Below are 20119 nucleotides of genomic sequence, written 5' to 3'. Positions count from 1 at the left end.
AACGTTTCGGATTGCCTATTGATTAAACCCCAACTCTTGCCGACCCCCTCCGGCAGTTTCCCAGAGCCGGCCAGCAGTGAGCCCCAAGAAAAACCTACCCAGCATGAAAAAAATGTTCTGCACCCTATTCGGCCATCACTTCGCAGTTTCCAAAAGAGTTACCTCCCATATTAAGGAATACTCCTGCGTCCATTGCGGAAAACAAGTCACCACAGATGTGAGTGGCAACCTCAGCTCCCTGACTCCCGAGCTGCGGGAAATCAACAAAACCCTGGAGTATATCTACCGCAAAAAACATCTGTCTGCACCCCAGCAGCAGGTAGCCTGATTCCCCCTAACCCTCCTGGGAAAAAGCATTCCAGCCCCTCGCCTGCAGGGGGATGGCAGCGCCACCACGCGTAATGAGGTGGCACCCGGACTCCGCCTCTGTCATATGGCCTATGACACTGAGGTTGGGGTTTCCTTTTATCTTGGGGAAGTCCTCCTGACGGATGGTGAACAAGAGCTCGTAATCCTCCCCCCCGCTTAACGCCACCGTAGTACTGTCCAACCCAAATTCCTCACAAACCGAAATCACCGTGGGGTCCAGTGGGATTTTCTCTTCGTACAGGGCACACCCAACCTTCCCGGATTTAGACAGGTGCAATACCTCGGAAGACAACCCGTCACTGATGTCGATCATGGCCGTAGGCGTTACTTCGAGCTTTTCGAGCAGCTCCACCACATCGGTACGGGCCTCGGGTTTGAGCTGGCGTTCCACAATGTAGGAATACGGCTCCAGGTCAGGGCGGTGGTTAGGGTTGGCCCGGAAGACTTCCTGTTCGCGCCTAAGGACCTGCAACCCCATGTATGCCCCTGCCAGGTCACCGCTCACCACCAACAGGTCGTTGGGGGAAGCCCCGCTGCGCAGGACCGGGGCACCTACCCGTGTGGCCCCTATTACCGTGACGCTGATGATAAGCCCTTTGTTGGAGGAAGTGGTGTCACCTCCCACGAGGTCTACCCCGTATACTTCACAGGCACGACCAATACCCTTGTAGAGTTCCTCCAGGGCCTCCAGGGGAAAGCGGTTGGAAACAGCTATGGAAACCAGGATTTGTGCCGGCTTCATATTCATGGCGCAGATGTCGCTCAGGTTCACCACCACGGCCTTATACCCCAGGTGTGCCAGGGGGGTGTAGGCCAGATCGAAATGCACGCCTTCCACAAGCAGGTCGGTAGACCAGGCCAGGTCTGCCTGCCCGTGACGCAGTACGGCGGCATCGTCGCCCACGCCGGTTCGCGAACTCGGGTGGATGGGTTTCAGGTGGCGGGTCAGGTGGTCTATCAGGCCAAATTCACCCAAAGATTCAAGGTCGGTGCGCTGCTGGTCTTTATTCTCAAACATACCGCAAAAGTAAGGCGTAACGTTATTAAGATGTATATTTAAAGAAAAAGTGCATGAAACGGAACTGGCCAAAAGCCTTTTGGGCATTGGTTCTCGCGGGGATGGCTGTGTTGGCCTCCTGTTCGAAGGCCGATGATGCTCCCCCCCCTTCCAACCCCCAGAACCAAAATCCGAATACACCGCCTACGGGAGGGGGTGACGGGGAAACGCCCCCTGCCTTCAGTAACGCGGTACCCTGCGAAAATGGCCTGGCCGGGCCGTACCCCTGCTCCGGGTTCGACCTGGTGGGGCGCTTCAGCCTGGAGCAGCTTGGGGGAGCCGCGGCCAACGATATCTGGGGGTGGGCCGATCCGCAATCGGGAACCGAATACGCCCTGGTGGGCCTGGACAATGGCACAGCCTTCATTTCCCTGGAGGACCCGGAGGCACCCCTCTTGCTGGGGACCCTGCCCACGGAAACCACAGCCAGCATCTGGCGGGACGTAAAGGTCTATGCCAACCATGCGTACATTGTTTCAGAAGCCGGAGGTCATGGCATGCAGGTGTTCGATCTGCAGCAGCTCCGCTCCGTGGCCAACCCCCCTGTGACCTTTTCCCCCACTGCCGTCTATACCGGCTTCGGCAACGCGCACAACATCGTCATCAATGAAAATACCGGCTTTGCTTATGCCGTGGGGACGGGGACCTTCCAGGGCGGGCCGCATTTCATCGACCTCTCCTCCCCGGCCAGCCCTCAGGCAGCAGGTGGGTATGCCGCCTCCGGCTACTCCCACGACGCCCAGGTGGTGACCTACTCCGGGCCCGATACGGATTACACCGGCCGTGAGATTTACATCGGCGCCAACGAGAACGAAGTAACCCTCATAGATGTTACCGACAAGGCAAACCCCACCCGGATAAGCGGGCTCAACTACCCGAACCTGGGGTATACGCACCAGGGCTGGTTTACAGAAGACCAGCGCTATTTTCTTTTGGGAGATGAGTTGGACGAAATCCAGTTCGGCCTGCCTTCCCGAACCCTTGTATTCGACCTTGCCGACCTGGACAATCCTGTGTTGAGCTTTACCTATAACGGCCCTACCGCGGCCATAGACCACAACGGCTACGTACAGGGCGACCGGTTTTACCTGGCCAATTACACGGCCGGGCTTCGTGTAGTGGACCTCTCCGGGATCGGAGGTCAGGCGCTTACGGAAAGCGGCTATTTCGACACCTTCCCAGCCTCGAATGCTACGGAATTCGACGGGGTCTGGAGCATTTACCCCTTCCTGGAAAGCGGGCTTATCCTGATTAACGACATCAGCAACGGATTTTTTGTCGTAAGGCCTTCCCCATGAAATTTCAAGACATCCATAGTTTCAGCCGCCTTCCCCGCATCCTGCTTGGCGGGTGGCTCCTGGCCGCTGCCCTGGCCTGTGAAAAGGACCCCCCGGAACCAGACCCGGGGCCGGAGCCTTTCGGGGGGACCCTGGAATGGGTCCGCACATATGGGGGGAGCGGGTCCGAATCGGCCCGGTCGGTGATCGCCACCCAGGATGGCGGCTTTGCCGTGCTTGGGTTTACCGAAAGCACCGATGGGGACCTGAACGGAAAACCCCTGGCGGTGAATGACTACTGGCTTATGAAATTCGATGCCGCGGCAAACCTGGAATGGAGCCGGACCTACGGAGGTAGCAAGGACGACCGCGGCCAGGCAGTGATCCAGACCTCCGATGGCGGCTATGCCCTTACCGGTTACGCCATGAGCGACGACGGGGACGGCAGCAACAACGAGGGGTTCCACGACAATTGGGTGCTCCGGCTGGACGCTGGGGGTAATATTCTCTGGGAGCGGAGTTTCGGCTTTTCGGGCCACGACCACTCCTATGACCTGGTGGAAACCCCGGACGGGGGCCTGGTCTTTATCGGGTTCCTGGACCTGACTGCAGCCCGGGCAGACGGGTTTACAGACAAGGGGACCACGAGCACCTACCACGGGGTGGGTGAGTTCTGGTGTACTAAGGTGAGTGCCTCCGGGGAACTGCTCTGGCGATTCTATTTCGGGGGCTCCAACAACGACCGGGCCCATGCCGTTGCAGCCTCCCCGGATGGGGGATTTGTGATGGCGGGGTTCTCCGAAAGCGGGGATTTCGACATTTCTGACCCCAAGGGCAGCTACGATTTCTGGGTGGTCAAGGTAGATGGCATGGGCCGTCTGGTATGGGAGCGCAACCTGGGGGGCAGCGGGATCGATACGGCCGCAGACCTGGTTGCCGACCCCAACGGCGGGTACCTGGTAGCCGGGCATAGTTTCAGTGCAGACGGGGAGGTGAGCAACCCATTGGGCGAGGCTGATATCTGGGTAGTCAGATTGAGCGAATCCGGAACGCTGAAATGGGAACAAAGCTATGGCGGGCCGGCCTTCGACGCCGCCGAAAGCATACGCCGCGCCCCGGACGGCACCTACTTCATTTCCGGGACTACCCGAAGCCAAACGTCTACCCTGGGCAATTCGGGCGAAAACGACTTGTTACTACTACATATCGGCCCGGGAGGCGAAAACCTGGGTATGGTCACCTACGGAGGGCCGGGAATCGACCTCGGGTTCGATGCCTTTCCCATGGCCGATGGGTCCGTATTGCTCGCCGGGGAATTGGCCGAGCCGGGCGGGGCGGGAACGGCTTCATCGGGAATGACCGACCTGGTGCTGCTCAAGTACCGGTAAGCCAGGGCAATGGCGTATAGATACCCCCAATGGCCCTATGCGTTATAATAATGTTAGGAATTGCGGTGGAATGCCCCATTGTCCCTATATTTGTGAACTATTTAGAATAAATCCATTTTAAAATGATCAAGGTGTCCGATACAGCCCGCCAGCGCGTGACGGCGCTGATGCAGGAGGAAGGCTTCGACGCCGCCACGGATTACATCCGGGTGGGCGTTAAAAGCGGCGGGTGCAGTGGGTTGTCCTACGAGATGCGTTTCGACCGCGAGGTTGCGGAGAACGACAAGGTGTTCGAGGACAATGCCGTCCGCATCATTGTGGATAAGAAGAGTTTCCTCTACCTGGTAGGGACCACCCTGGAATATTCGGGGGGCCTCAACGGGAAGGGGTTCGTCTTCAACAACCCAAATGCCCAGCGCACCTGCGGCTGCGGGGAGAGTTTTTCACTCTGATTGATTTTATAACGCATTTGCCATGGCTTATACCGAAGAGGAATTAAAGAAGGAACTGGAAACCAAGGAATACGAATATGGTTTCTATACCGATATCGAATCCGATACCCTGCCCAACGGCCTGAACGAGGAAATCGTCGTTGCCATTTCCCGTAAAAAGGAAGAGCCGCAGTGGATGACGGACTGGCGCCTGGAATCCTTCCGTATCTGGAAGGAAATGGAGGAGCCGGACTGGGCCAATGTCTCGTATAAGAAACCAGATTTCCAGGCCATCTCCTACTATTCCGCCCCCAACAAGAAACCCAAGTACAACAGCCTGGACGAGGTAGACCCGGAACTGCTCGAGACTTTCAAAAAGCTCGGCATCCCCATGGAAGAACAGAAGAAGCTGGCCGGGGTAGCCGTGGATTTTGTCATGGACTCGGTATCGGTTGCCACTACCTTCAAGAAAACCCTGGCGGAAAAGGGGATTATTTTCTGCTCCATTTCCGAAGCCATCCGGGAACACCCGGAGCTGGTACGCAAATACCTGGGAACTGTAGTGCCCCAGAAAGACAACTTTTACGCGGCCCTGAATTCCGCGGTATTCTCAGACGGCTCGTTCTGTTACATCCCCAAAGGGGTCCGCTGCCCCATGGAGCTCTCCACCTATTTCCGGATCAACCAGGCCGGGACCGGGCAGTTCGAGCGCACGCTGGTCGTGGCAGACAAGGGCAGCTATGTGAGCTACCTGGAAGGGTGTACCGCCCCTTCGCGGGATGAGAATCAACTACACGCTGCCGTGGTGGAACTCATCGCTCTGGACGATGCCGAAATCAAATATTCCACCGTACAAAACTGGTTCCCCGGAGACAAGGACGGCCATGGCGGGGTGTACAACTTTGTGACCAAAAGGGGCCTCTGCGAAACCAATGCCAAGATTTCCTGGACGCAGGTGGAAACCGGTTCCGCCGTTACCTGGAAATACCCGTCCTGTGTCCTGAAAGGGGATAACTCCATAGGGGAGTTTTATTCCATCGCCGTAACCAACAACCACCAACAGGCCGATACGGGCACCAAAATGATCCACCTGGGGAAAAACACGCGCAGCACGATCATATCCAAGGGGATCTCGGCCGGAAAATCCCAGAACAGTTACAGGGGCCTGGTACAGGTAGGCAGCCGGGCGGAAAATGCACGGAATTTCTCCCAGTGCGATTCCCTGCTGATGGGCAACCAGTGCGGTGCGCATACCTTCCCGTACATCGAGGCCCGCAACAAGACGGCTCAGATCGAACACGAGGCAACCACCAGTAAGATCGGGGAAGACCAGATCTTCTATTGCAACCAAAGGGGGATCGATACCGAAAAGGCCATTGCCCTGATCGTGAACGGCTTTAGTAAGGAAGTCCTGAACAAGCTGCCAATGGAATTCGCGGTGGAAGCCCAGAAATTATTGGAAATAAGCCTGGAGGGCTCTGTAGGATAAGGCAGATGAAAAGACCCTTTTACATAGCCTTAGTGCTGGCAACCCTGATCTCCCTTGCCGGGTGTAAAGAGAAGCAGCAGGCCGAAGTAGCGGAAGCCCAGCAGGTCATGGCCCCTGATATCCGCCTTTATACCCTGGATGGGGGCACGGTTATGGTCAACAATTTGGAACTGTTTGCCCAGGATTCCGTCTACCGAGGGCAGACCGCTGAGTTTGCAGACGCCTATTATGTAGTGGTGCACCCCAAGGGGACCCTGATGTGGGACGCCGGCCTCTCTCAGGGCCTGGTGGGCATGCCTGAACCCTATACCTCACCGGACGGCAACTTTTCTGTTTCCCGCCCCGATTCATTGGCGACCCAACTGGCAGCTATCGGGATGACGCCGGCAGACATCGATTTCCTGTCACTTTCCCATACGCATTTTGACCACAGCGGCCATGCCGAAGCCCTGCCCGGAGCCACCTGGCTGGTGCAGGAATCCGAATACGCCTGGATTTCCAGCCCGGAAATGGAAGCCGCCCAACCGGATATGTTCCATGCCGTGAACGACATTGAAAAGGTCAAGCAGATTTCCGGGGACTACGATGTTTTTGGAGACGGGACGGTGGTGATCAAATATATGCCGGGCCATACCCCTGGGCATTGTGCCCTGTTCCTGGACCTGCCACAGCATGGCCCCCTGTTGCTGAGCGGCGATTTGTACCACCTGGAACTGAACCGCCTCAACAAGCGCGTACCGATTTTTAATTCCGATGTAAAACAAACCCTGGCCAGCATGCGGGCCTTTGAAGCGTTTGCCGACTCCACTGGCGCCCGCGTCTACCTGCAGCACAGCCGGGACGATTTTAATACAATGCCTCAGGCACCCAATTACCTAAAATAATGTCTATGCTTAAGATACAGAACCTGCACGCCGGTGTGGAGAACAAAAAAATCCTCAAAGGAATCAACCTGGAGGTAAAGCCGGGTGAAGTGCACGCCATTATGGGCCCCAACGGTTCGGGCAAGAGTACCCTGGCTTCCGTGATTGCCGGGAAGGAAGACTTCGAAGTAACCCGAGGGAAAATCCTGTTCCAGGGCGAGGACCTGGACGATATGGCTCCGGAAGACCGGGCCCACCTGGGGATTTTCCTCTCCTTCCAGTACCCTGTGGAAATCCCGGGAGTATCGGTGACCAACTTTGTGAAGACATCCATTAATGAAACGCGCAAGGCACAAGGCCTGGGCGATATGCCTGCCAACCAGATGCTGAAGCTGATCCGCGAAAAGGCGGCCCTGCTGGAAATAGACCGCAAGTTCCTCTCCCGTTCCCTGAACGAAGGTTTCTCCGGGGGCGAGAAAAAACGGAATGAGATTTTCCAGATGGCCATGCTGGAGCCCAAACTCGCCATCCTGGACGAAACCGACTCCGGCCTGGACATCGATGCCCTCCGCGTAGTGGCCAACGGGGTAAACCGGCTTAAGTCCGAAGACAACGCCTTTGTGGTGATTACCCACTACCAGCGCCTTCTGGATTACATCGTCCCGGATTTTGTCCACGTGATCCACGATGGGAAAATCGTTAAGTCCGGAGACAAGGAACTGGCCCTGGAGCTGGAAGAAAAAGGATACGACTGGATCAAACAGGAAACCGTAGTCTAACGGAAAAGGCATTATCCCCATGGAATTAAAGGAAAAACTCATCGCCTCCTTTATGGCATTCGAAAACCAGGTGGACCTGGATGACCCCGTGCACGAAATGCGCTCGGAGGCCCTTAAGAATTTCGAAGCCAAAGGGTTCCCGCACCGGAAGATGGAGGCCTGGAAATACACCTCCCTTGCCGGGTTGCAGAACGTAGACTTCAGCCTGTTCCCCAAGGCCGACAGCGACCTGGAATACCGGGATGTGAAAGCCTATTTCCTGCACGAGATAGATACCTATAAAATCGTGTTTATTGACGGGATTTACAGCTCCTACCTCTCCGAAACCACGCACGACGGGGTAGATATCTGCCTGATGAGTTCGGCCCTTTCCAAACCGATGTACCGCCCCATTATTGACGTGTACTTCAATAAGGTGGCCTCCCGGGAAGATTCCCTGACCAGCCTCAACACCGCCTTTACGCGGGAAGGTGCCTACATCTACATCCCCAAACACAAGGCCCCCCGCAAGCCTGTGGAAATCATCCATTTTTCCACCGGGAATGAGGCGGCCCAGATGCTGCAGCCCCGCAACCTGATCATTGTGGAGGAAAACGCCGAGTTGCAGGTCATCGAAAGGCACCAGAGCCTGACCTCAAACGAGGTGCTTACCAATGCGGTAACCGAAATTTTTGCCGGGAAAAATGCTATTGTGGACTACTACAAGGTGCAAAACGATGCCAGTACAGCCTCACTTATCGACAACACCTACATAGACCAGAAGGCAAATAGCCAGGTAAGTGTACACACCTTCTCTTTTGGTGGGAAACTCACCCGAAACAACCTGAATTTCTACCAGGACGGCGAACGCATCCAATCTACCCTGAAAGGGGTGACCATCCTGGGCGAAAAGCAACATGTGGACCACCATACCCTGGTGCACCACCAGCAGCCCAATTGCGAAAGCCACCAGGATTACAAGGGTATTTTCGGCTCCCGCTCCACGGGTGTTTTCAACGGGAAGATCATTGTAGACCAGTTGGCCCAGAAAACCAATGCCTTCCAGCAGAACAACAACCTGCTGATCTCAGACAAGGCCGAGGTCAACACCAAACCCCAGCTGGAGATTTTCGCAGACGACGTCCGCTGTTCCCATGGCTGTACCATTGGCCAGTTAGACAAAGATGCCTTGTTCTACCTGCGCAGCCGCGGCATCCCTGAAAAGGAAGCCTCTGCCCTGCTCATGTATGCCTTTGCAAACAACGTGCTGGAAAGCGTGCGCATCCCGGAAGTGAAAGCCCGTATCAACAAACTTATCGCCCAGAAACTCGGGGTGGATATCGGCTTCGATCTGTAGGGAGGGACAGCATAAAGTTTTCCTAATTAACAATTTATAAGGCCCTTCCCAACGGAAGGGCTTTTAGTTTCAGGGTGCTAAAACACTCAAACCAGCTCCTTATGAAACGTTATTTCTTCCTGTTCTTCCTCTTTGTTTTTGGTTTAATGGTCCGGGCCCAGGAAAGGGACTGGAGCGTAGAAGCCTACTACCCGGTTTCCATAGGGGAGTCCTTCGGGTCTTCCAACGAAGGCCTGCTGGGCCTTGGGGTTAAATACCGATTTGCAGAGTGGGGCAAAGCCCGGGTGGGGGTTGCCCTGGACGGGGTATGGTTCGCCACCACCTTCATCAACGACAGCGACCCCATACAGGAAGAAAAGTACCGGGATTTCTTCCTCCAGCCCCGGCTCTTTGCCGAATTGCCCCTTACTTCTAGTGAAAAGCTATGGCTTACCGGCAACCTGGGGTGGAGCTTTAACCGGTCCACCCGCGACCCTGCTTTCTTCGACACAAATGGGCGTGTTCAGGGCAAAGACCTCAACAATGGTCCTTCACTTGGCCTTGGTCTCAGGTACGATTTTGCGCCCCGGTGGTTCCTCGGTGCCGACACCCAATGGATCTTCCTTTCCGGCGACTCCCCCAGCCGGACCGTAGGCCTGGGTAAGATTGGGGTAGGCTTCCGGTTCTGATGCGGTAAAACCGCTCAGAAACTCCCAGTCCCTTAGGCTTTTTTCCCGCGCCTTCGGTATCTTTGCACCCTATGGAGACCACCGCTTTTGACGTCAGCAAAATCCGAAACGATTTTCCCATCCTCTCCCGGGAGGTAAACGGGCAACCCCTGCTTTACCTGGACAATGCGGCCACCTCCCAGACCCCCCAACAGGTAATTGACGCCATTGTGGATTATTATTCGCGCTACAACGCCAACATCCACCGGGGGGTGCATACCCTTTCCCAGGAAGCCACCGATGCCTACGAGAAAGCCCGCGTAAAAATCCAGAAGCACTTCAATGCCGCGAAGCCTTACGAGATTATCATGACTTCCGGTACCACCCACGGGATTAACCTGGTCGCCCAGGGCTTTACCGCTTTTCTGGCCGAAGGGGATGACATCTGGGTTTCGGCCATGGAACACCATTCCAATATCGTCCCCTGGCAAATGCTGTGCGAACGCACCGGTGCCCGGCTCCGGGTTATCCCCATGGACCAGAAGGGGGAACTGCAGTTGCAGCCTTTCCTGGATGGGCTTTCGCCCAAGACAAAGCTGGTCTTCTGCAACCACGTCTCCAATGCCCTGGGGACGGTAAACCCCATTAAAGCCATCATCGAAGTGGCCCATGGAGTTGGTGCGGCCGTCCTCATAGACGGCGCCCAGGCTGCCCCCCATATTGCGGCGGACCTGCAGGCCCTGGATGTGGACTTTTACACCGTATCCGCCCATAAACTGTGTGGCCCCACCGGAGTAGGCGCCCTGTACGGGAAAGAGGAATGGCTGGAGAAACTGCCGCCCTACCAGGGCGGGGGCGAAATGATCGAAACCGTGAGCTTCGAGAAGACCACCTATGCCGGGCTGCCCCACAAATTTGAGGCAGGCACCCCGAACATCTGTGGCGGGATTGCCTTTGGGGCAGCCCTGGATTATCTCAACGGGATTGGCATGGAGAAGATCGCCGCCTACGAGAAGGAACTGCTGGAATATGCCACTGCAGCCCTGGAGCGCATCCCGGGGATGCAGATCTACGGACAGGCCCGGGAGAAGACCTCGGTGATCTCCTTTAACCTGGAGGGGATTCACCCTTACGATGTGGGTACCCTGCTGGACAAGATGGGGATTGCCGTGCGCACCGGGCACCACTGTGCCCAGCCGATTATGGATTTTTACGGCATCCCGGGGACCGTAAGGGCCAGTTTTTCCTTCTACAACACCTTCCAGGAGGCAGACCGCCTGGCCGCCGGGGTCGAAAAGGCCCGGATGATGCTTTCATAAGGTGGGACAATAGCCTATTTTTAGCCGTATTGGCCCGGATCCGGATTGAATCCGAGCCTATATTATCGTATTTTTGCGTGTATGGAACAGCAGGATATTGCGAGCATCCAGGAAGATATCGTGGGGGAATTCTCCATGTTCGACGATTGGATGCAGCGCTACGAGTATATGATCGAATTGGGGAAGTCCCTCCCCAAAATAGAAGACCAGTACAAAACGGACGACCATCTCATTAAGGGGTGCCAGAGCAAGGTATGGGTACATGCCGAGCTCCAGGACGGGAAACTGGTCTTTACGGCAGACAGCGATGCCATCATCACCAAGGGGATTATCGGCATCCTGATCCGCGCCTTCAGCCACCAGAAACCGGCCGACATCATTGCGGCCAAAACCGATTTCATAGATGAAATAGGGCTGAAGGAGCACTTGTCGCCCACGCGGGCCAATGGCCTGGTGAGCATGATCAAGCAGCTGAAGCTCTATGCCGTGGCCTACGAAACCCAGCTGGAATCCTAGCCGTCTCAACGTTTTAGCAATGGAGGAAAAAACAAATATAGATACGCGGGAACTGGGCGAACACATCGTCCGGGTCCTCAAGACCATATACGACCCGGAAATCCCGGTAGATATTTACGAACTGGGCCTGATCTACGACGTTTTCGTCAATGAGGACCGGGACGTCAAGATCCTCATGACCCTTACCTCCCCCAACTGCCCGGTAGCGGAAAGCCTGCCCATGGAAGTGGAGGAAAAGGTCAAGTCCCTGGACCAGGTCAATGGGGCAGAGGTGGAGATTACCTTCGACCCGCCCTGGACCCAGGAGCTCATGAGTGAAGAGGCAAAACTCGAACTCGGACTGCTCTGAAACCCTTGGCCATGGAAGGAGAAATTGTCAACCGCGTTTCCAAAAGCCCCCTGGTTACCCTTAACCTGGAGGACTTTTACCCCAGGGGACCCCGTCATGGCATAGATATCAGCCAGTGGCTGGACCAGGGCCTCATCCTTCGGGAAAAACCCTTTAGGGACGCCCTGGCCCAGTATGACTGGTCCGCCTACCAGGACGGGTATGTCCACTTGTTTTGCGCAAGCGACGCCATTGTCCCCTCCTGGGCTTATATGTTGATAAGTATGCATTTAGGGCCCTATGCACGGAAGGTGGTAGTGGGGTCGCGGCAATTGCTCGACACCGTCCTCCTTGAAGAAGCCATACAAGCCCTTGACCTGGAGCCCTTCCGGGACAAGCCCGTTATCATCAAGGGCTGCAGCCAGGTCCCCGTACCCGAGTCAGCATATGTGGGCGCCCTTTCCCGACTCATGGGGGAGGCCCGCTCCATTCAATTCGGCGAAGCCTGTTCCTCCGTTCCCCTGTACAAGAGGAAATAGTGTTAATAACCATGCCTGTTTATAAACAATAACTACATTTGTTGTTCATAACTTAAACACTATCAAACCATGAGAAAGATTGTACTGGGGGTCTTTTGCCTCCTGCTGGCCGGGGTAGCCCAGGCCCAAACGGAAGCCGAACTGAAGGCGGCACTGGCCGAAACAAAGGACTCCATTAAAGCCATCCAGGGGCGTGCCGATGCCATTCAGGGGCAGATCGATGCCCTGCCAGGGTGGAAAGTCGGGGCCTTCGGGGTCATCGGGGGGAGCCTGTCGAACTTCAGCAACTGGTATGCCCAGGGCCTGCCAAACAACTCCTCCGGGACAATCGGTTTTACCGTTAACGCCTTTGCCAACCTCAAGCAGGAAAAGTTTTTCTGGAGAAACGCGGCCAATGTTAACCTGAGCTGGGTGAAACTGGACGACAAGGACGACCCCACGGATAATGACAGCTTCCGCGAGGCTGTGGACGTTTTTAACCTCAGCTCCCTCTACGGTCGGAAACTCAGCGAGAAATTTGCCATCTCCGCCCTGGGGGAATACCGCTCCACCCTTTTGAACAACTTCAATAATCCGGGGTATCTCGACCTTGGTGTGGGGGGTACCTGGACGCCTATTGAAAATCTTATTGTGGTGATCCACCCGCTCAACTACAACTTTGTGTTCTCGGATGAAGAAGACATCTTCGAGTCTTCCATGGGTGCTAAAATTGTGGCCGACTACACCCGCGATATCGGAGCCATCGCCTTTAAATCGAACCTCTCGGCCTTTATGAGCTACAAGAGCGGCGATTTGAGCAACTGGACCTGGATCAACTCTTTCAGCTATACCCTTTGGAGTAAAATCGGGGTTGGTTTCGACTTTGGCCTGCGCAGCAACAAACAAGAGGCGCTGAACTATGCCATCAATACCCTGGGAGACACCGGGGCTACCTTCGACAACATCGACAACGACCTGCAGACCTACTGGACCCTCGGGTTAAGCTATAAATTCTAAGCCCCAGGAACGAGGCTAAAAGAAAAAAGCCCTGGCGTTTACGCCGGGGCTTTTTTGTTGGGGTAGGTTCATACCATCTGGTTACGTAGCAATCGTTGCTGGTACGATCCGGAATAAACACTATCACTTAAACACAGCATAAAGATAGTAGGATATCCGCATTTAACCGCAAAAAATGTGGCTAATTTGCCTCAGGATGTGGTAAGAACGACGAGGTGTCCGATTTCATCGACGAAAGCCTCAGCCTAGCTTTCCCCTCCCCCGCTATAGGCATCCAGGTTTTCCGGATACAGGAAATTATTATAGGGAAAACGGGTCACGTGGATGTCGCGAACGGCCTGGTAGACGCGTTGTCGGAACGCTTCGAGATTTTCCTTTTTCAGGGCCGAAATAAAGATGGCTTCCCCGGATACCCGTTGCATCCAGGTTTGTTCCCACTCCTCAATGGAATAATGCCGGGTAGTCCGCGGGGTAACCAGGTCGTCCTCCTCGAGTTCCTCCGGCCGGTACAGGTCAATCTTGTTGAACACCATCAGGGTTTGTTTGTCCGTGCATCCGATTTCGGACAGGATCTGGTTCACCGATGCAATGTGGTCCTCAAAACTGGGGTGGGAAATATCCACTACATGGAGCAGCAGGTCTGCCTCCCGGACCTCATCCAGGGTGCTTTTAAAACTCTCCACCAACTGGGTGGGCAGCTTGCGGATAAACCCTACGGTGTCGCTCAGCAGGAATGGGAGGTTGCCCAGCACCACCTTCCGCACGGTGGTATCCAGGGTGGCAAAGAGCTTGTTTTCGGCAAAGACCTCGCTTTTGCTGATGACGTTCATCAGGGTAGACTTACCCACGTTGGTGTATCCCACAAGGGCCACCCGCACCAGGGCACCCCGGTTGCCACGCTGGGTTTCCATCTGGCGGTCTATCTTGGCCAGGCGCTTTTTGAGCAGGGCAATCCGGTCCCGGACAATCCGGCGGTCGGTTTCGATTTCCGTCTCCCCCGGGCCGCGCATCCCGATACCCCCGCGTTGGCGCTCCAGGTGGGTCCAGAGCCCCGTGAGCCTCGGGAGGAGGTATTCGTACTGGGCCAGTTCCACCTGGGTCCTGGCATAGTGGGTAGAGGCACGCTGAGCAAAAATATCTAGGATCAGGCCGGTACGATCCAGGATCTTGCACCGCAGCTGTTTTTCGATGTTGCGCTGCTGCACAGGGGAAAGTTCGTCATCGAAGATCACAGAGCCCACTTCGTGCTCCTTTACGTATGCCTGTACCTCCTCGAGTTTCCCGCTACCGATAAAGGTCTTGGGGTTGGGCACATCGATACGCTGCACATAGCGCTTGATGACCTCCCCCCCGGCCGTGTAGGTCAGGAATTCAAGTTCGTCCAGGTATTCCTGTACTTTTTCTTCCGGCTGCTCCCGGGTGATGACCCCGATGAGCACGGTTTTTTCATACGATATGTCGGTTTTCTCCAGCATAGGCAAATCTCACCCTGCAAAGCTACGCAATCGGCGCGAAGTCTTTTTTGTATTTTGAACCGCAATACGACCCCTTTATATGGCCAAGAACCCCAAACAGCCCCTGGAAGCGTGCACGGTAGGATTCTACAACCTGGAAAACCTCTTCGACACCCGAAATGACCCCACCCTGCTGGATGACGATTTTACCCCGGGGGGCTTCAAGCGCTGGACCCCGGAGCGCTATGAGAACAAACTGCGAAAGCTCGGGAAGGCCATCGGGCAAATGGGCAGGGGCAGGCCCCTGGACCTCCCGGTACTTCTGGGCATGGCCGAAGTGGAAAACGAATCCGTGCTGGACGACCTCCTGTCTACCGACACCCTGAAGGGCAGCGGCCTGGAATATGTCCACTTCGACTCCCCGGACGAGCGGGGTATTGACACCGCCCTGTGTTACCACCGGGAGCATTTTGAACCGGAAGGGCAGGAGGTGATCCCCTTGCTGGTGTACGAGCCGGACGGGCAGCGGGACTTTACGCGGGACATCCTCCATGTGCATGGCTGGATCAATGGAGAGCATGTTCACATCTTTGTGAACCACTGGCCCTCCCGTCGCGACGGGGACTCGGAAACCGCCCACAAGCGCATGACCGCAGCACAGACCGTCCGGGACCGGATATGGGAAATCCGCAGCGAAAACCCGGAGGCCAATACCATCGTGATGGGGGACTTCAACGACGACCCCCATTCGGAAAGCCTGAAACACCTCGAGGAATCCGCAGCCCTGCACAACCCCATGCAGCAGCTCTTCCGCCCGGACCGGGGCTCGGCCAAATACCGGGACACCTGGATGCTCTTCGACCAGATCCTCCTCTCCCATACCTTTTTAAATTACCAGCCCGGGACGCACCGCTTCTCCCATGCCGATATCTTCGACCCGGAATTCCTGCAGGAATGGAACGAGCCCTACAAGGGAAAACCCTTCCGGACCTATGTAGGCCGGAACTACCTGGGCGGGTATTCGGACCATTTCCCGGTGTATGTGCACTTGGAGCGGGAGGGGTGAATTCAGCCCTGTAACCCGCTATCCAAAAGATACACCCTTATCCCCTCCGGGGTCGTACGCCATAAATCAACAAATAAGCAATCATCCAGAATTCCCCGAGGGTGGCGGGAATGGTCAGGAAATTCAAAAAGGGATGTTTGATCCCGGCATAATAAATGAAAGTACTAAGGATATAACCCACTCCTCCCAGGATCAGGGTTTGACCCAACCACAAAGGCATCCTCTTGGAGGTAATAATAACATGGCCCATAGGGATGAGCCAAAGCCCGAAGAAAATCCCTCCTATGGCCCATGAATGGGAAATGAAGTTCATCAAAAGTTCGATAGGCAGTAATTTGTCGGCATAGGACAACGATTCGGAATTTGCTATGGCGATGGCAGACGCCATGGAAATAGCGCTGAAAAGAATAACAATGGCGTTGACGGTACCCCAAATTCCAACGGCCCAGGCCTGCCAACCCCCAAGGCTCCTGAATAACCTGTAGAACGAAAACGCGGCCAGGGCTTGAGACAAGACAATCAGGATTTCGCACATCAGGCGCAGGCTGGGAAGCGTTCCGGAACCTGAAAGGTTGGAGAGTGTTTGTCCCGGATCCCCTGAAACATACACCTGGGGGTGGAGTACGATAAACCCAAGAATCCCGGAAACCGCGAGTAATAAATACCAGGCTCCCGCTATTCTGGCTGTCCTGACCAAGGGTCGCTGTAGGTGTTGTTCATCCATAGTCTTAAAAGCTTTTTGGTTCTTAGGTGATTTGTCTGTTGGCTGGCTTCCCTGTCGCGTTTAATCGTTGGTTTTGGGTTCGCCATGAAAACGGTCCCGTCACGACGCGAGCCCTGTTACACTGCAGTAATCTGAGCGCGCCCAATACGCTATTATCCCGGGGAAATCCGGTCCGTGAACCCCTTGATCCCGTAGCGCCTCCTTTTAGGCGAGGGGAATCCCGGGCACTGGTATTTTCTCGGATTTATTGCGGTTTCGAATATTCGATCAATTCCTCCTCGTAATGAAAATCATCCTGGACCTGGGTGAGTTTTATGAAGCTCTTGACGGCTGGGGCGTATAACCAAACCTCATCCGTCTCTGCACTATACCCTCTGGAATTTGTGATGGTCCCCTTGTATTGAATGGTGTACGCCATAAAGGTTCCCGCCTCTACCGTCTCTTCTTTGAAGGATACCACTTCAGCATCCTGGCTTTGGGTCCCTGTTGTGCCGTCCTGACTGGTCCAATTCACCTCATACTTCCATTTTTTACCCGCTTCAAGTGGCCAGTCATACTTTGGGGTTTCACTCTCATCGGGCTTTACGATATCGGCCACAGGAATAGTATCTGTGCCTATGATCATCCCCAATTTGCCGTCTGCGCTGACTATTTTCCGGGTATCTTCCCCTTCTGAGCGCACTTCTCCGGAGGTGGTGACGCCCTTGTATTTCCAAACCCATTTTTCGCCTACTTCATAATCGGCCAGAGTGGGTTGCAGGGCGACATCCGAATTTCCAGGGCTGTTACAGGCGCCCATAAGGGCTAACACGAAACCAAATACGAGTTGTCTCTTCATTCTATTTTCTGATGATGTTGATGTCTTTATCGGGAAGTAATACCGGGGGGTGTCCAATCGATGTCCAATCCAGACATCTTCCCGGATGGGTACGACCATAGGACTGATAGCAGGTGGGTTTGTTACAGAATAGCCGGATCCAATTTCCTTTTTATCTGCCCTAAATGGGGGTTTGGTGTAACGCGTTCTGTCCGATAAAGTAGTCCCCCGCATAAAAAAAGAACAGCGGTTCAGAGACGAACCGCTGTTTCCCGAACAAAAACAGAAAGCGCCTGCTAGGATTGCATTTTTTTGAGTTTTCTTCTTAACCTGAAAGCATAGAAGGCAGGGACAAGGGCTATCGCGATACCCATCAGCAGGCCCTTTAAAACGAATTTCAGGGTTTGGTTTGAATCGATATCATGCCTGTGGTTCCAGAACTCGACAATTTTGCCATCCTCGAATCGCAAGACATTGATAATAGCGATCGGATTCTTTCCGATCAAAAGCCTGCCGAGGATGGTCGTGGGCTCATAGCCTGCAATCCATCGGGTAGCCACCAAATCCCCTTCCGCCATTTGAAAATCGAACTCGGGTTTGAGGGTACCATTGGCCCAGAAAAAATCGGCAATATTCTTTTGTTCTACGGCATTTTCAGTGACTCCCTTTCTGTCGCCTATATCGTGGACCGTATAGGTGTCGGCAACATACTTGCGGTAATTCCCGGTATTGTTCCTGAACCATAGGTCCTTATAAAAATTCCTGGCAATTTCCTTGTTGCGCTCGGTTTGTGGGACCAGTGAATCCTGAGAAACGGCCAGGGCATGGGTACAGAGACAACACAATAAAATGAAGAGCGGTTTATACATGATCTTTGAATTTTATAATCCAAAGATGCACAAGCGAATAGCCAGAGGTTTAATGGAAAAAGCCGGATCCGTAGTGCAGAAAGCCGGATTTCATAAGGAAGACGGAAGTTTCCCGTAAAACCGCTTAAATGCAGCGGTGAAATTAGAAGGATGGGAATAGCCGAGTGTATAGCTCAATTCGGACACCGTCTGCTTTTTATTCATGAGTTCTTCCCGGGCATACTCCATTCTAATCCGGTTTCGGTATTGAAGGGGTGCCAGGCCAAAAACCATTTTAAAGGATTCCTTGAACTTTGTAATTCCCATATGTGCCTCTTTAGACAGTTCTTCCAGAGAGGGTATCGGTCCGGCAAGGGGGTCTCTTAAAACTGTAGAAATCTCCATAATACGCTGGAGATCTTCCGGATGGAGTTTATCAATGCCAATCGGTTTTTGATGTTTCGACAACTTCTCGAAAAAGTGGCTGAGGAAGTTCAGCAGGTGTGCATGACAGGAAAGCTTATTGTCCATGGTGTTCACGATATGAACCAATAGGGCACTGAGCTCCTCGTCTATATCCTCATAGGCGATATGCCGGTTCAGATCTATGGATTCCCTCAGCCCGGGCAAATAGGCTTTAATAAGGTCCTTCTGAAACCGAATGGATAGTACTTCGGTTTCGATTCCCGGGGGAATTACCGTATTCATTTCCAGGCCCGGCCCACAGAATAATATACCAATGGGTAGATTTCGTTGAAAATAAATGGTGTCTGTGCCAATTCGCTTTTGCTGGCTAAACCGGGAGAGGTTAATGTGTATCAGCAACCACTTCGAATCCGGGGGGTTGGTGGTGTGCATCTCCAGGGGTTCCCTGAATTGGGTCGACCCGAAATGATAGAGTTCCAAATTGCCAGGGAACTCGACATAAATGCACCTGGCGTTATTCGTGCCAACATTAGGATCTACTACAAACCCGTTCTCCAGTTCCTGACCCCCCATCTTGTCTTTGAACTGGAGATTTACATTCTCGGATATGCAGATGTCGATTTTCATTGGCTAAAAGCAGAACCTTTACTAGGGGTTTATACACGAATATTTGATTGGCCCCGGTATTCAGATGTAAGATAAAGATTATTAGACATGGACGATCTGTCCTTGGCCCAAGAGCTCCTCCCCACGGAACCTCAGGAATATCTGGGCCGTGGTAACCACGTCGAGTTCGCAGTACTTCACAATGCGCTCCATATCCCCCTCCTCATAATATACCGATCGGATTTTGCTGCCGTCCAGGTCCTCCTTGGGCGAGGGGATGCCCAGGATATGGGCCAGCAGCCGCAGGGAGGTGTAGTGTTTGAAGTCCCCGAATTTCCAGAGCTCCATGGTATCCAGGTGGGGTACTTCCCAGGGCTTTTTGCCAAAGAGGTTCAGCTTGTCCGGCAGGGGGATGCCATGGATGATCATCCGCCGGGCCAGGTAGGGGAAGTCGAATTCCTTGCCGTTGTGGGCGCACAGCATCCGGTTGCGGCGTCCGAAGTACCCACCCAATAGTTTGCTGAACTCCGAAAGCAGTTCGGGCTCCGTCCCTGTAAAACTGCGCAGGCGGAACAGCCGTTCCCCGGGCTGGAAGTAGCCGGCCGATATGCAGATGACCTTCCCGAACTCGGCCCAGATGCCAGCCCTTTCGTAGAACTCCTCCCCGGTGAATTCCTCCTTGCGCTGGAATCGGGTTTTCTGTTCCCACAACTCCCGGGCCTCCTCGGATAGTTCCGAATAGGACGCCTGCTCCGGCACCGTTTCGATGTCCAGGAACAAGATGTTTTCAAGTGGGATCCGCTGCAGCATATGCCGGGGGTTTGGACCCGAAAAAATACAAAGA

At 54.4% G+C, this 20119-nt stretch carries 22 protein-coding genes; 15 read left to right on the top strand and 7 right to left on the bottom strand.

Annotation, left to right across the window (positions count from 1 at the left end):
- The first annotated feature begins 103 nt into the window (after positions 1 to 103).
- The gene (locus CA832_RS03255; RefSeq protein WP_088340738.1) at positions 104 to 328 is read left to right on the top strand and encodes a hypothetical protein; all 225 of its coding nucleotides are present in this window, start codon (positions 104 to 106) and stop codon (positions 326 to 328) included.
- 6 nt (positions 329 to 334) lie between these two features.
- Here the strand turns inward: CA832_RS03255 and thiL are convergent, their stop codons facing one another.
- A complete protein-coding gene (gene thiL / locus CA832_RS03250) occupies positions 335 to 1387 on the bottom strand; it encodes a thiamine-phosphate kinase (RefSeq protein WP_088340118.1) in 1053 nt (350 codons plus the stop codon).
- A gap of 53 nt (positions 1388 to 1440) precedes the next feature.
- Here thiL and CA832_RS03245 point away from each other — a divergent pair, with 53 nt between their 5' ends.
- From CA832_RS03245 to CA832_RS03185, 13 genes are all read left to right on the top strand, one after another.
- Positions 1441 to 2724, top strand: a complete 1284-nt coding sequence (locus tag CA832_RS03245) for a choice-of-anchor B family protein (protein ID WP_088340117.1) — start codon at positions 1441 to 1443, stop codon at positions 2722 to 2724.
- Complete coding sequence (locus CA832_RS03240) at positions 2721 to 4091, top strand: hypothetical protein (RefSeq protein WP_088340116.1); 1371 nt, start codon at positions 2721 to 2723, stop codon at positions 4089 to 4091. Before CA832_RS03245 ends, CA832_RS03240 begins: the two co-directional genes overlap by 4 nt.
- 122 nt (positions 4092 to 4213) lie before the next feature.
- Complete coding sequence (locus CA832_RS03235) at positions 4214 to 4543, top strand: HesB/IscA family protein (protein ID WP_088340115.1); 330 nt, start codon at positions 4214 to 4216, stop codon at positions 4541 to 4543.
- A 22-nt stretch (positions 4544 to 4565) separates the two neighbouring features.
- Complete coding sequence (gene sufB / locus CA832_RS03230; protein ID WP_088340114.1) at positions 4566 to 6011, top strand: Fe-S cluster assembly protein SufB; 1446 nt, start codon at positions 4566 to 4568, stop codon at positions 6009 to 6011.
- Positions 6012 to 6016: 5 nt separating this feature from the next.
- On the top strand, positions 6017 to 6895 hold the full coding sequence (locus CA832_RS03225; RefSeq protein ID WP_088340113.1) for an N-acyl homoserine lactonase family protein: 879 nt from the start codon (positions 6017 to 6019) through the stop codon (positions 6893 to 6895).
- Between the two features lie 5 nt (positions 6896 to 6900).
- Complete coding sequence (sufC, locus tag CA832_RS03220) at positions 6901 to 7653, top strand: Fe-S cluster assembly ATPase SufC (RefSeq protein WP_088340737.1); 753 nt, start codon at positions 6901 to 6903, stop codon at positions 7651 to 7653.
- A gap of 19 nt (positions 7654 to 7672) precedes the next feature.
- Positions 7673 to 8989 (top strand): Fe-S cluster assembly protein SufD, encoded by a 1317-nt coding sequence (gene sufD / locus CA832_RS03215; protein WP_088340112.1) that lies wholly within the window; start codon positions 7673 to 7675, stop codon positions 8987 to 8989.
- Positions 8990 to 9090: 101 nt separating this feature from the next.
- Positions 9091 to 9657, top strand: coding sequence for an outer membrane protein (locus CA832_RS03210; protein WP_088340111.1), 567 nt, complete (start codon positions 9091 to 9093; stop codon positions 9655 to 9657).
- A gap of 71 nt (positions 9658 to 9728) precedes the next feature.
- Positions 9729 to 10955 carry an aminotransferase class V-fold PLP-dependent enzyme gene (locus tag CA832_RS03205; RefSeq protein ID WP_088340110.1) on the top strand — a complete coding sequence of 409 codons (1227 nt, stop codon included), beginning with the start codon at positions 9729 to 9731 and terminating at the stop codon, positions 10953 to 10955.
- A gap of 81 nt (positions 10956 to 11036) precedes the next feature.
- A complete protein-coding gene (locus CA832_RS03200) occupies positions 11037 to 11471 on the top strand; it encodes a SufE family protein (RefSeq protein ID WP_088340109.1) in 435 nt (144 codons plus the stop codon).
- 19 nt (positions 11472 to 11490) lie between these two features.
- Positions 11491 to 11820 (top strand): DUF59 domain-containing protein, encoded by a 330-nt coding sequence (locus CA832_RS03195; protein WP_088340108.1) that lies wholly within the window; start codon positions 11491 to 11493, stop codon positions 11818 to 11820.
- 11 nt (positions 11821 to 11831) lie between these two features.
- A complete protein-coding gene (locus CA832_RS03190; protein WP_088340107.1) occupies positions 11832 to 12338 on the top strand; it encodes a DUF2480 family protein in 507 nt (168 codons plus the stop codon).
- Positions 12339 to 12407: 69 nt separating this feature from the next.
- Complete coding sequence (locus tag CA832_RS03185; RefSeq protein WP_088340106.1) at positions 12408 to 13334, top strand: DUF3078 domain-containing protein; 927 nt, start codon at positions 12408 to 12410, stop codon at positions 13332 to 13334.
- A 245-nt stretch (positions 13335 to 13579) separates the two neighbouring features.
- Here CA832_RS03185 and hflX read toward each other — a convergent pair whose 3' ends face one another.
- Positions 13580 to 14809: a GTPase HflX gene (gene hflX, locus CA832_RS03180; protein WP_088340105.1), complete on the bottom strand. Its 1230-nt coding sequence runs from the start codon at positions 14807 to 14809 to the stop codon at positions 13580 to 13582.
- Between the two features lie 79 nt (positions 14810 to 14888).
- On the opposite strand from hflX, the gene CA832_RS03175 reads away from it, so the two are divergent.
- Positions 14889 to 15854, top strand: coding sequence for an endonuclease/exonuclease/phosphatase family protein (locus CA832_RS03175; RefSeq protein WP_088340104.1), 966 nt, complete (start codon positions 14889 to 14891; stop codon positions 15852 to 15854).
- A 37-nt stretch (positions 15855 to 15891) separates the two neighbouring features.
- On the opposite strand, the gene CA832_RS03170 is transcribed toward CA832_RS03175, so the two are convergent.
- The 5 genes from CA832_RS03170 to CA832_RS03150 all read right to left on the bottom strand — a co-directional run bounded on the left by CA832_RS03170 (position 15892) and on the right by CA832_RS03150 (position 20085).
- Positions 15892 to 16578: a DUF4386 domain-containing protein gene (locus CA832_RS03170; RefSeq protein WP_088340103.1), complete on the bottom strand. Its 687-nt coding sequence runs from the start codon at positions 16576 to 16578 to the stop codon at positions 15892 to 15894.
- A 244-nt stretch (positions 16579 to 16822) separates the two neighbouring features.
- The gene (locus CA832_RS03165) at positions 16823 to 17416 is read right to left on the bottom strand and encodes a hypothetical protein (protein ID WP_088340102.1); all 594 of its coding nucleotides are present in this window, start codon (positions 17414 to 17416) and stop codon (positions 16823 to 16825) included.
- 275 nt (positions 17417 to 17691) lie between these two features.
- Positions 17692 to 18264 carry a nuclear transport factor 2 family protein gene (locus tag CA832_RS03160; RefSeq protein ID WP_088340101.1) on the bottom strand — a complete coding sequence of 191 codons (573 nt, stop codon included), beginning with the start codon at positions 18262 to 18264 and terminating at the stop codon, positions 17692 to 17694.
- 90 nt (positions 18265 to 18354) lie between these two features.
- Positions 18355 to 19296, bottom strand: a complete 942-nt coding sequence (locus CA832_RS03155; RefSeq protein WP_088340100.1) for a helix-turn-helix domain-containing protein — start codon at positions 19294 to 19296, stop codon at positions 18355 to 18357.
- Positions 19297 to 19377: 81 nt separating this feature from the next.
- Positions 19378 to 20085, bottom strand: a complete 708-nt coding sequence (locus tag CA832_RS03150) for a 3'-5' exonuclease (protein WP_088340099.1) — start codon at positions 20083 to 20085, stop codon at positions 19378 to 19380.
- Positions 20086 to 20119 lie beyond the last annotated feature (34 nt).

Source organism: Robiginitalea sediminis, from assembly GCF_002198115.1.
Classification (GTDB): Bacteria; Bacteroidota; Bacteroidia; order Flavobacteriales; family Flavobacteriaceae; genus Robiginitalea; species Robiginitalea sediminis.
The sequence above is the reverse complement of the archived record's forward strand: the minus strand, read 5'-3'. Positions and strand labels throughout refer to the sequence as shown.

Excerpts from the sequence above, each read along its gene's own strand:
- CA832_RS03255 (WP_088340738.1), top strand. The coding sequence starts at position 104 with ATGAAAAAAATGTTCTGCACCCTATTCGGCCATCACTTCGCAGTTTCC.
- thiL (WP_088340118.1), bottom strand. The coding sequence starts at position 1,387 with ATGTTTGAGAATAAAGACCAGCAGCGCACCGACCTTGAATCTTTGGGT.
- CA832_RS03245 (WP_088340117.1), top strand. The coding sequence starts at position 1,441 with ATGAAACGGAACTGGCCAAAAGCCTTTTGGGCATTGGTTCTCGCGGGG.
- CA832_RS03240 (WP_088340116.1), top strand. The coding sequence starts at position 2,721 with ATGAAATTTCAAGACATCCATAGTTTCAGCCGCCTTCCCCGCATCCTG.
- CA832_RS03235 (WP_088340115.1), top strand. The coding sequence starts at position 4,214 with ATGATCAAGGTGTCCGATACAGCCCGCCAGCGCGTGACGGCGCTGATG.
- sufB (WP_088340114.1), top strand. The coding sequence starts at position 4,566 with ATGGCTTATACCGAAGAGGAATTAAAGAAGGAACTGGAAACCAAGGAA.
- CA832_RS03225 (WP_088340113.1), top strand. The coding sequence starts at position 6,017 with ATGAAAAGACCCTTTTACATAGCCTTAGTGCTGGCAACCCTGATCTCC.
- sufC (WP_088340737.1), top strand. The coding sequence starts at position 6,901 with ATGCTTAAGATACAGAACCTGCACGCCGGTGTGGAGAACAAAAAAATC.
- sufD (WP_088340112.1), top strand. The coding sequence starts at position 7,673 with ATGGAATTAAAGGAAAAACTCATCGCCTCCTTTATGGCATTCGAAAAC.
- CA832_RS03210 (WP_088340111.1), top strand. The coding sequence starts at position 9,091 with ATGAAACGTTATTTCTTCCTGTTCTTCCTCTTTGTTTTTGGTTTAATG.
- CA832_RS03205 (WP_088340110.1), top strand. The coding sequence starts at position 9,729 with ATGGAGACCACCGCTTTTGACGTCAGCAAAATCCGAAACGATTTTCCC.
- CA832_RS03200 (WP_088340109.1), top strand. The coding sequence starts at position 11,037 with ATGGAACAGCAGGATATTGCGAGCATCCAGGAAGATATCGTGGGGGAA.
- CA832_RS03195 (WP_088340108.1), top strand. The coding sequence starts at position 11,491 with ATGGAGGAAAAAACAAATATAGATACGCGGGAACTGGGCGAACACATC.
- CA832_RS03190 (WP_088340107.1), top strand. The coding sequence starts at position 11,832 with ATGGAAGGAGAAATTGTCAACCGCGTTTCCAAAAGCCCCCTGGTTACC.
- CA832_RS03185 (WP_088340106.1), top strand. The coding sequence starts at position 12,408 with ATGAGAAAGATTGTACTGGGGGTCTTTTGCCTCCTGCTGGCCGGGGTA.
- hflX (WP_088340105.1), bottom strand. The coding sequence starts at position 14,809 with ATGCTGGAGAAAACCGACATATCGTATGAAAAAACCGTGCTCATCGGG.
- CA832_RS03175 (WP_088340104.1), top strand. The coding sequence starts at position 14,889 with ATGGCCAAGAACCCCAAACAGCCCCTGGAAGCGTGCACGGTAGGATTC.
- CA832_RS03170 (WP_088340103.1), bottom strand. The coding sequence starts at position 16,578 with ATGGATGAACAACACCTACAGCGACCCTTGGTCAGGACAGCCAGAATA.
- CA832_RS03165 (WP_088340102.1), bottom strand. The coding sequence starts at position 17,416 with ATGAAGAGACAACTCGTATTTGGTTTCGTGTTAGCCCTTATGGGCGCC.
- CA832_RS03160 (WP_088340101.1), bottom strand. The coding sequence starts at position 18,264 with ATGTATAAACCGCTCTTCATTTTATTGTGTTGTCTCTGTACCCATGCC.
- CA832_RS03155 (WP_088340100.1), bottom strand. The coding sequence starts at position 19,296 with ATGAAAATCGACATCTGCATATCCGAGAATGTAAATCTCCAGTTCAAA.
- CA832_RS03150 (WP_088340099.1), bottom strand. The coding sequence starts at position 20,085 with ATGCTGCAGCGGATCCCACTTGAAAACATCTTGTTCCTGGACATCGAA.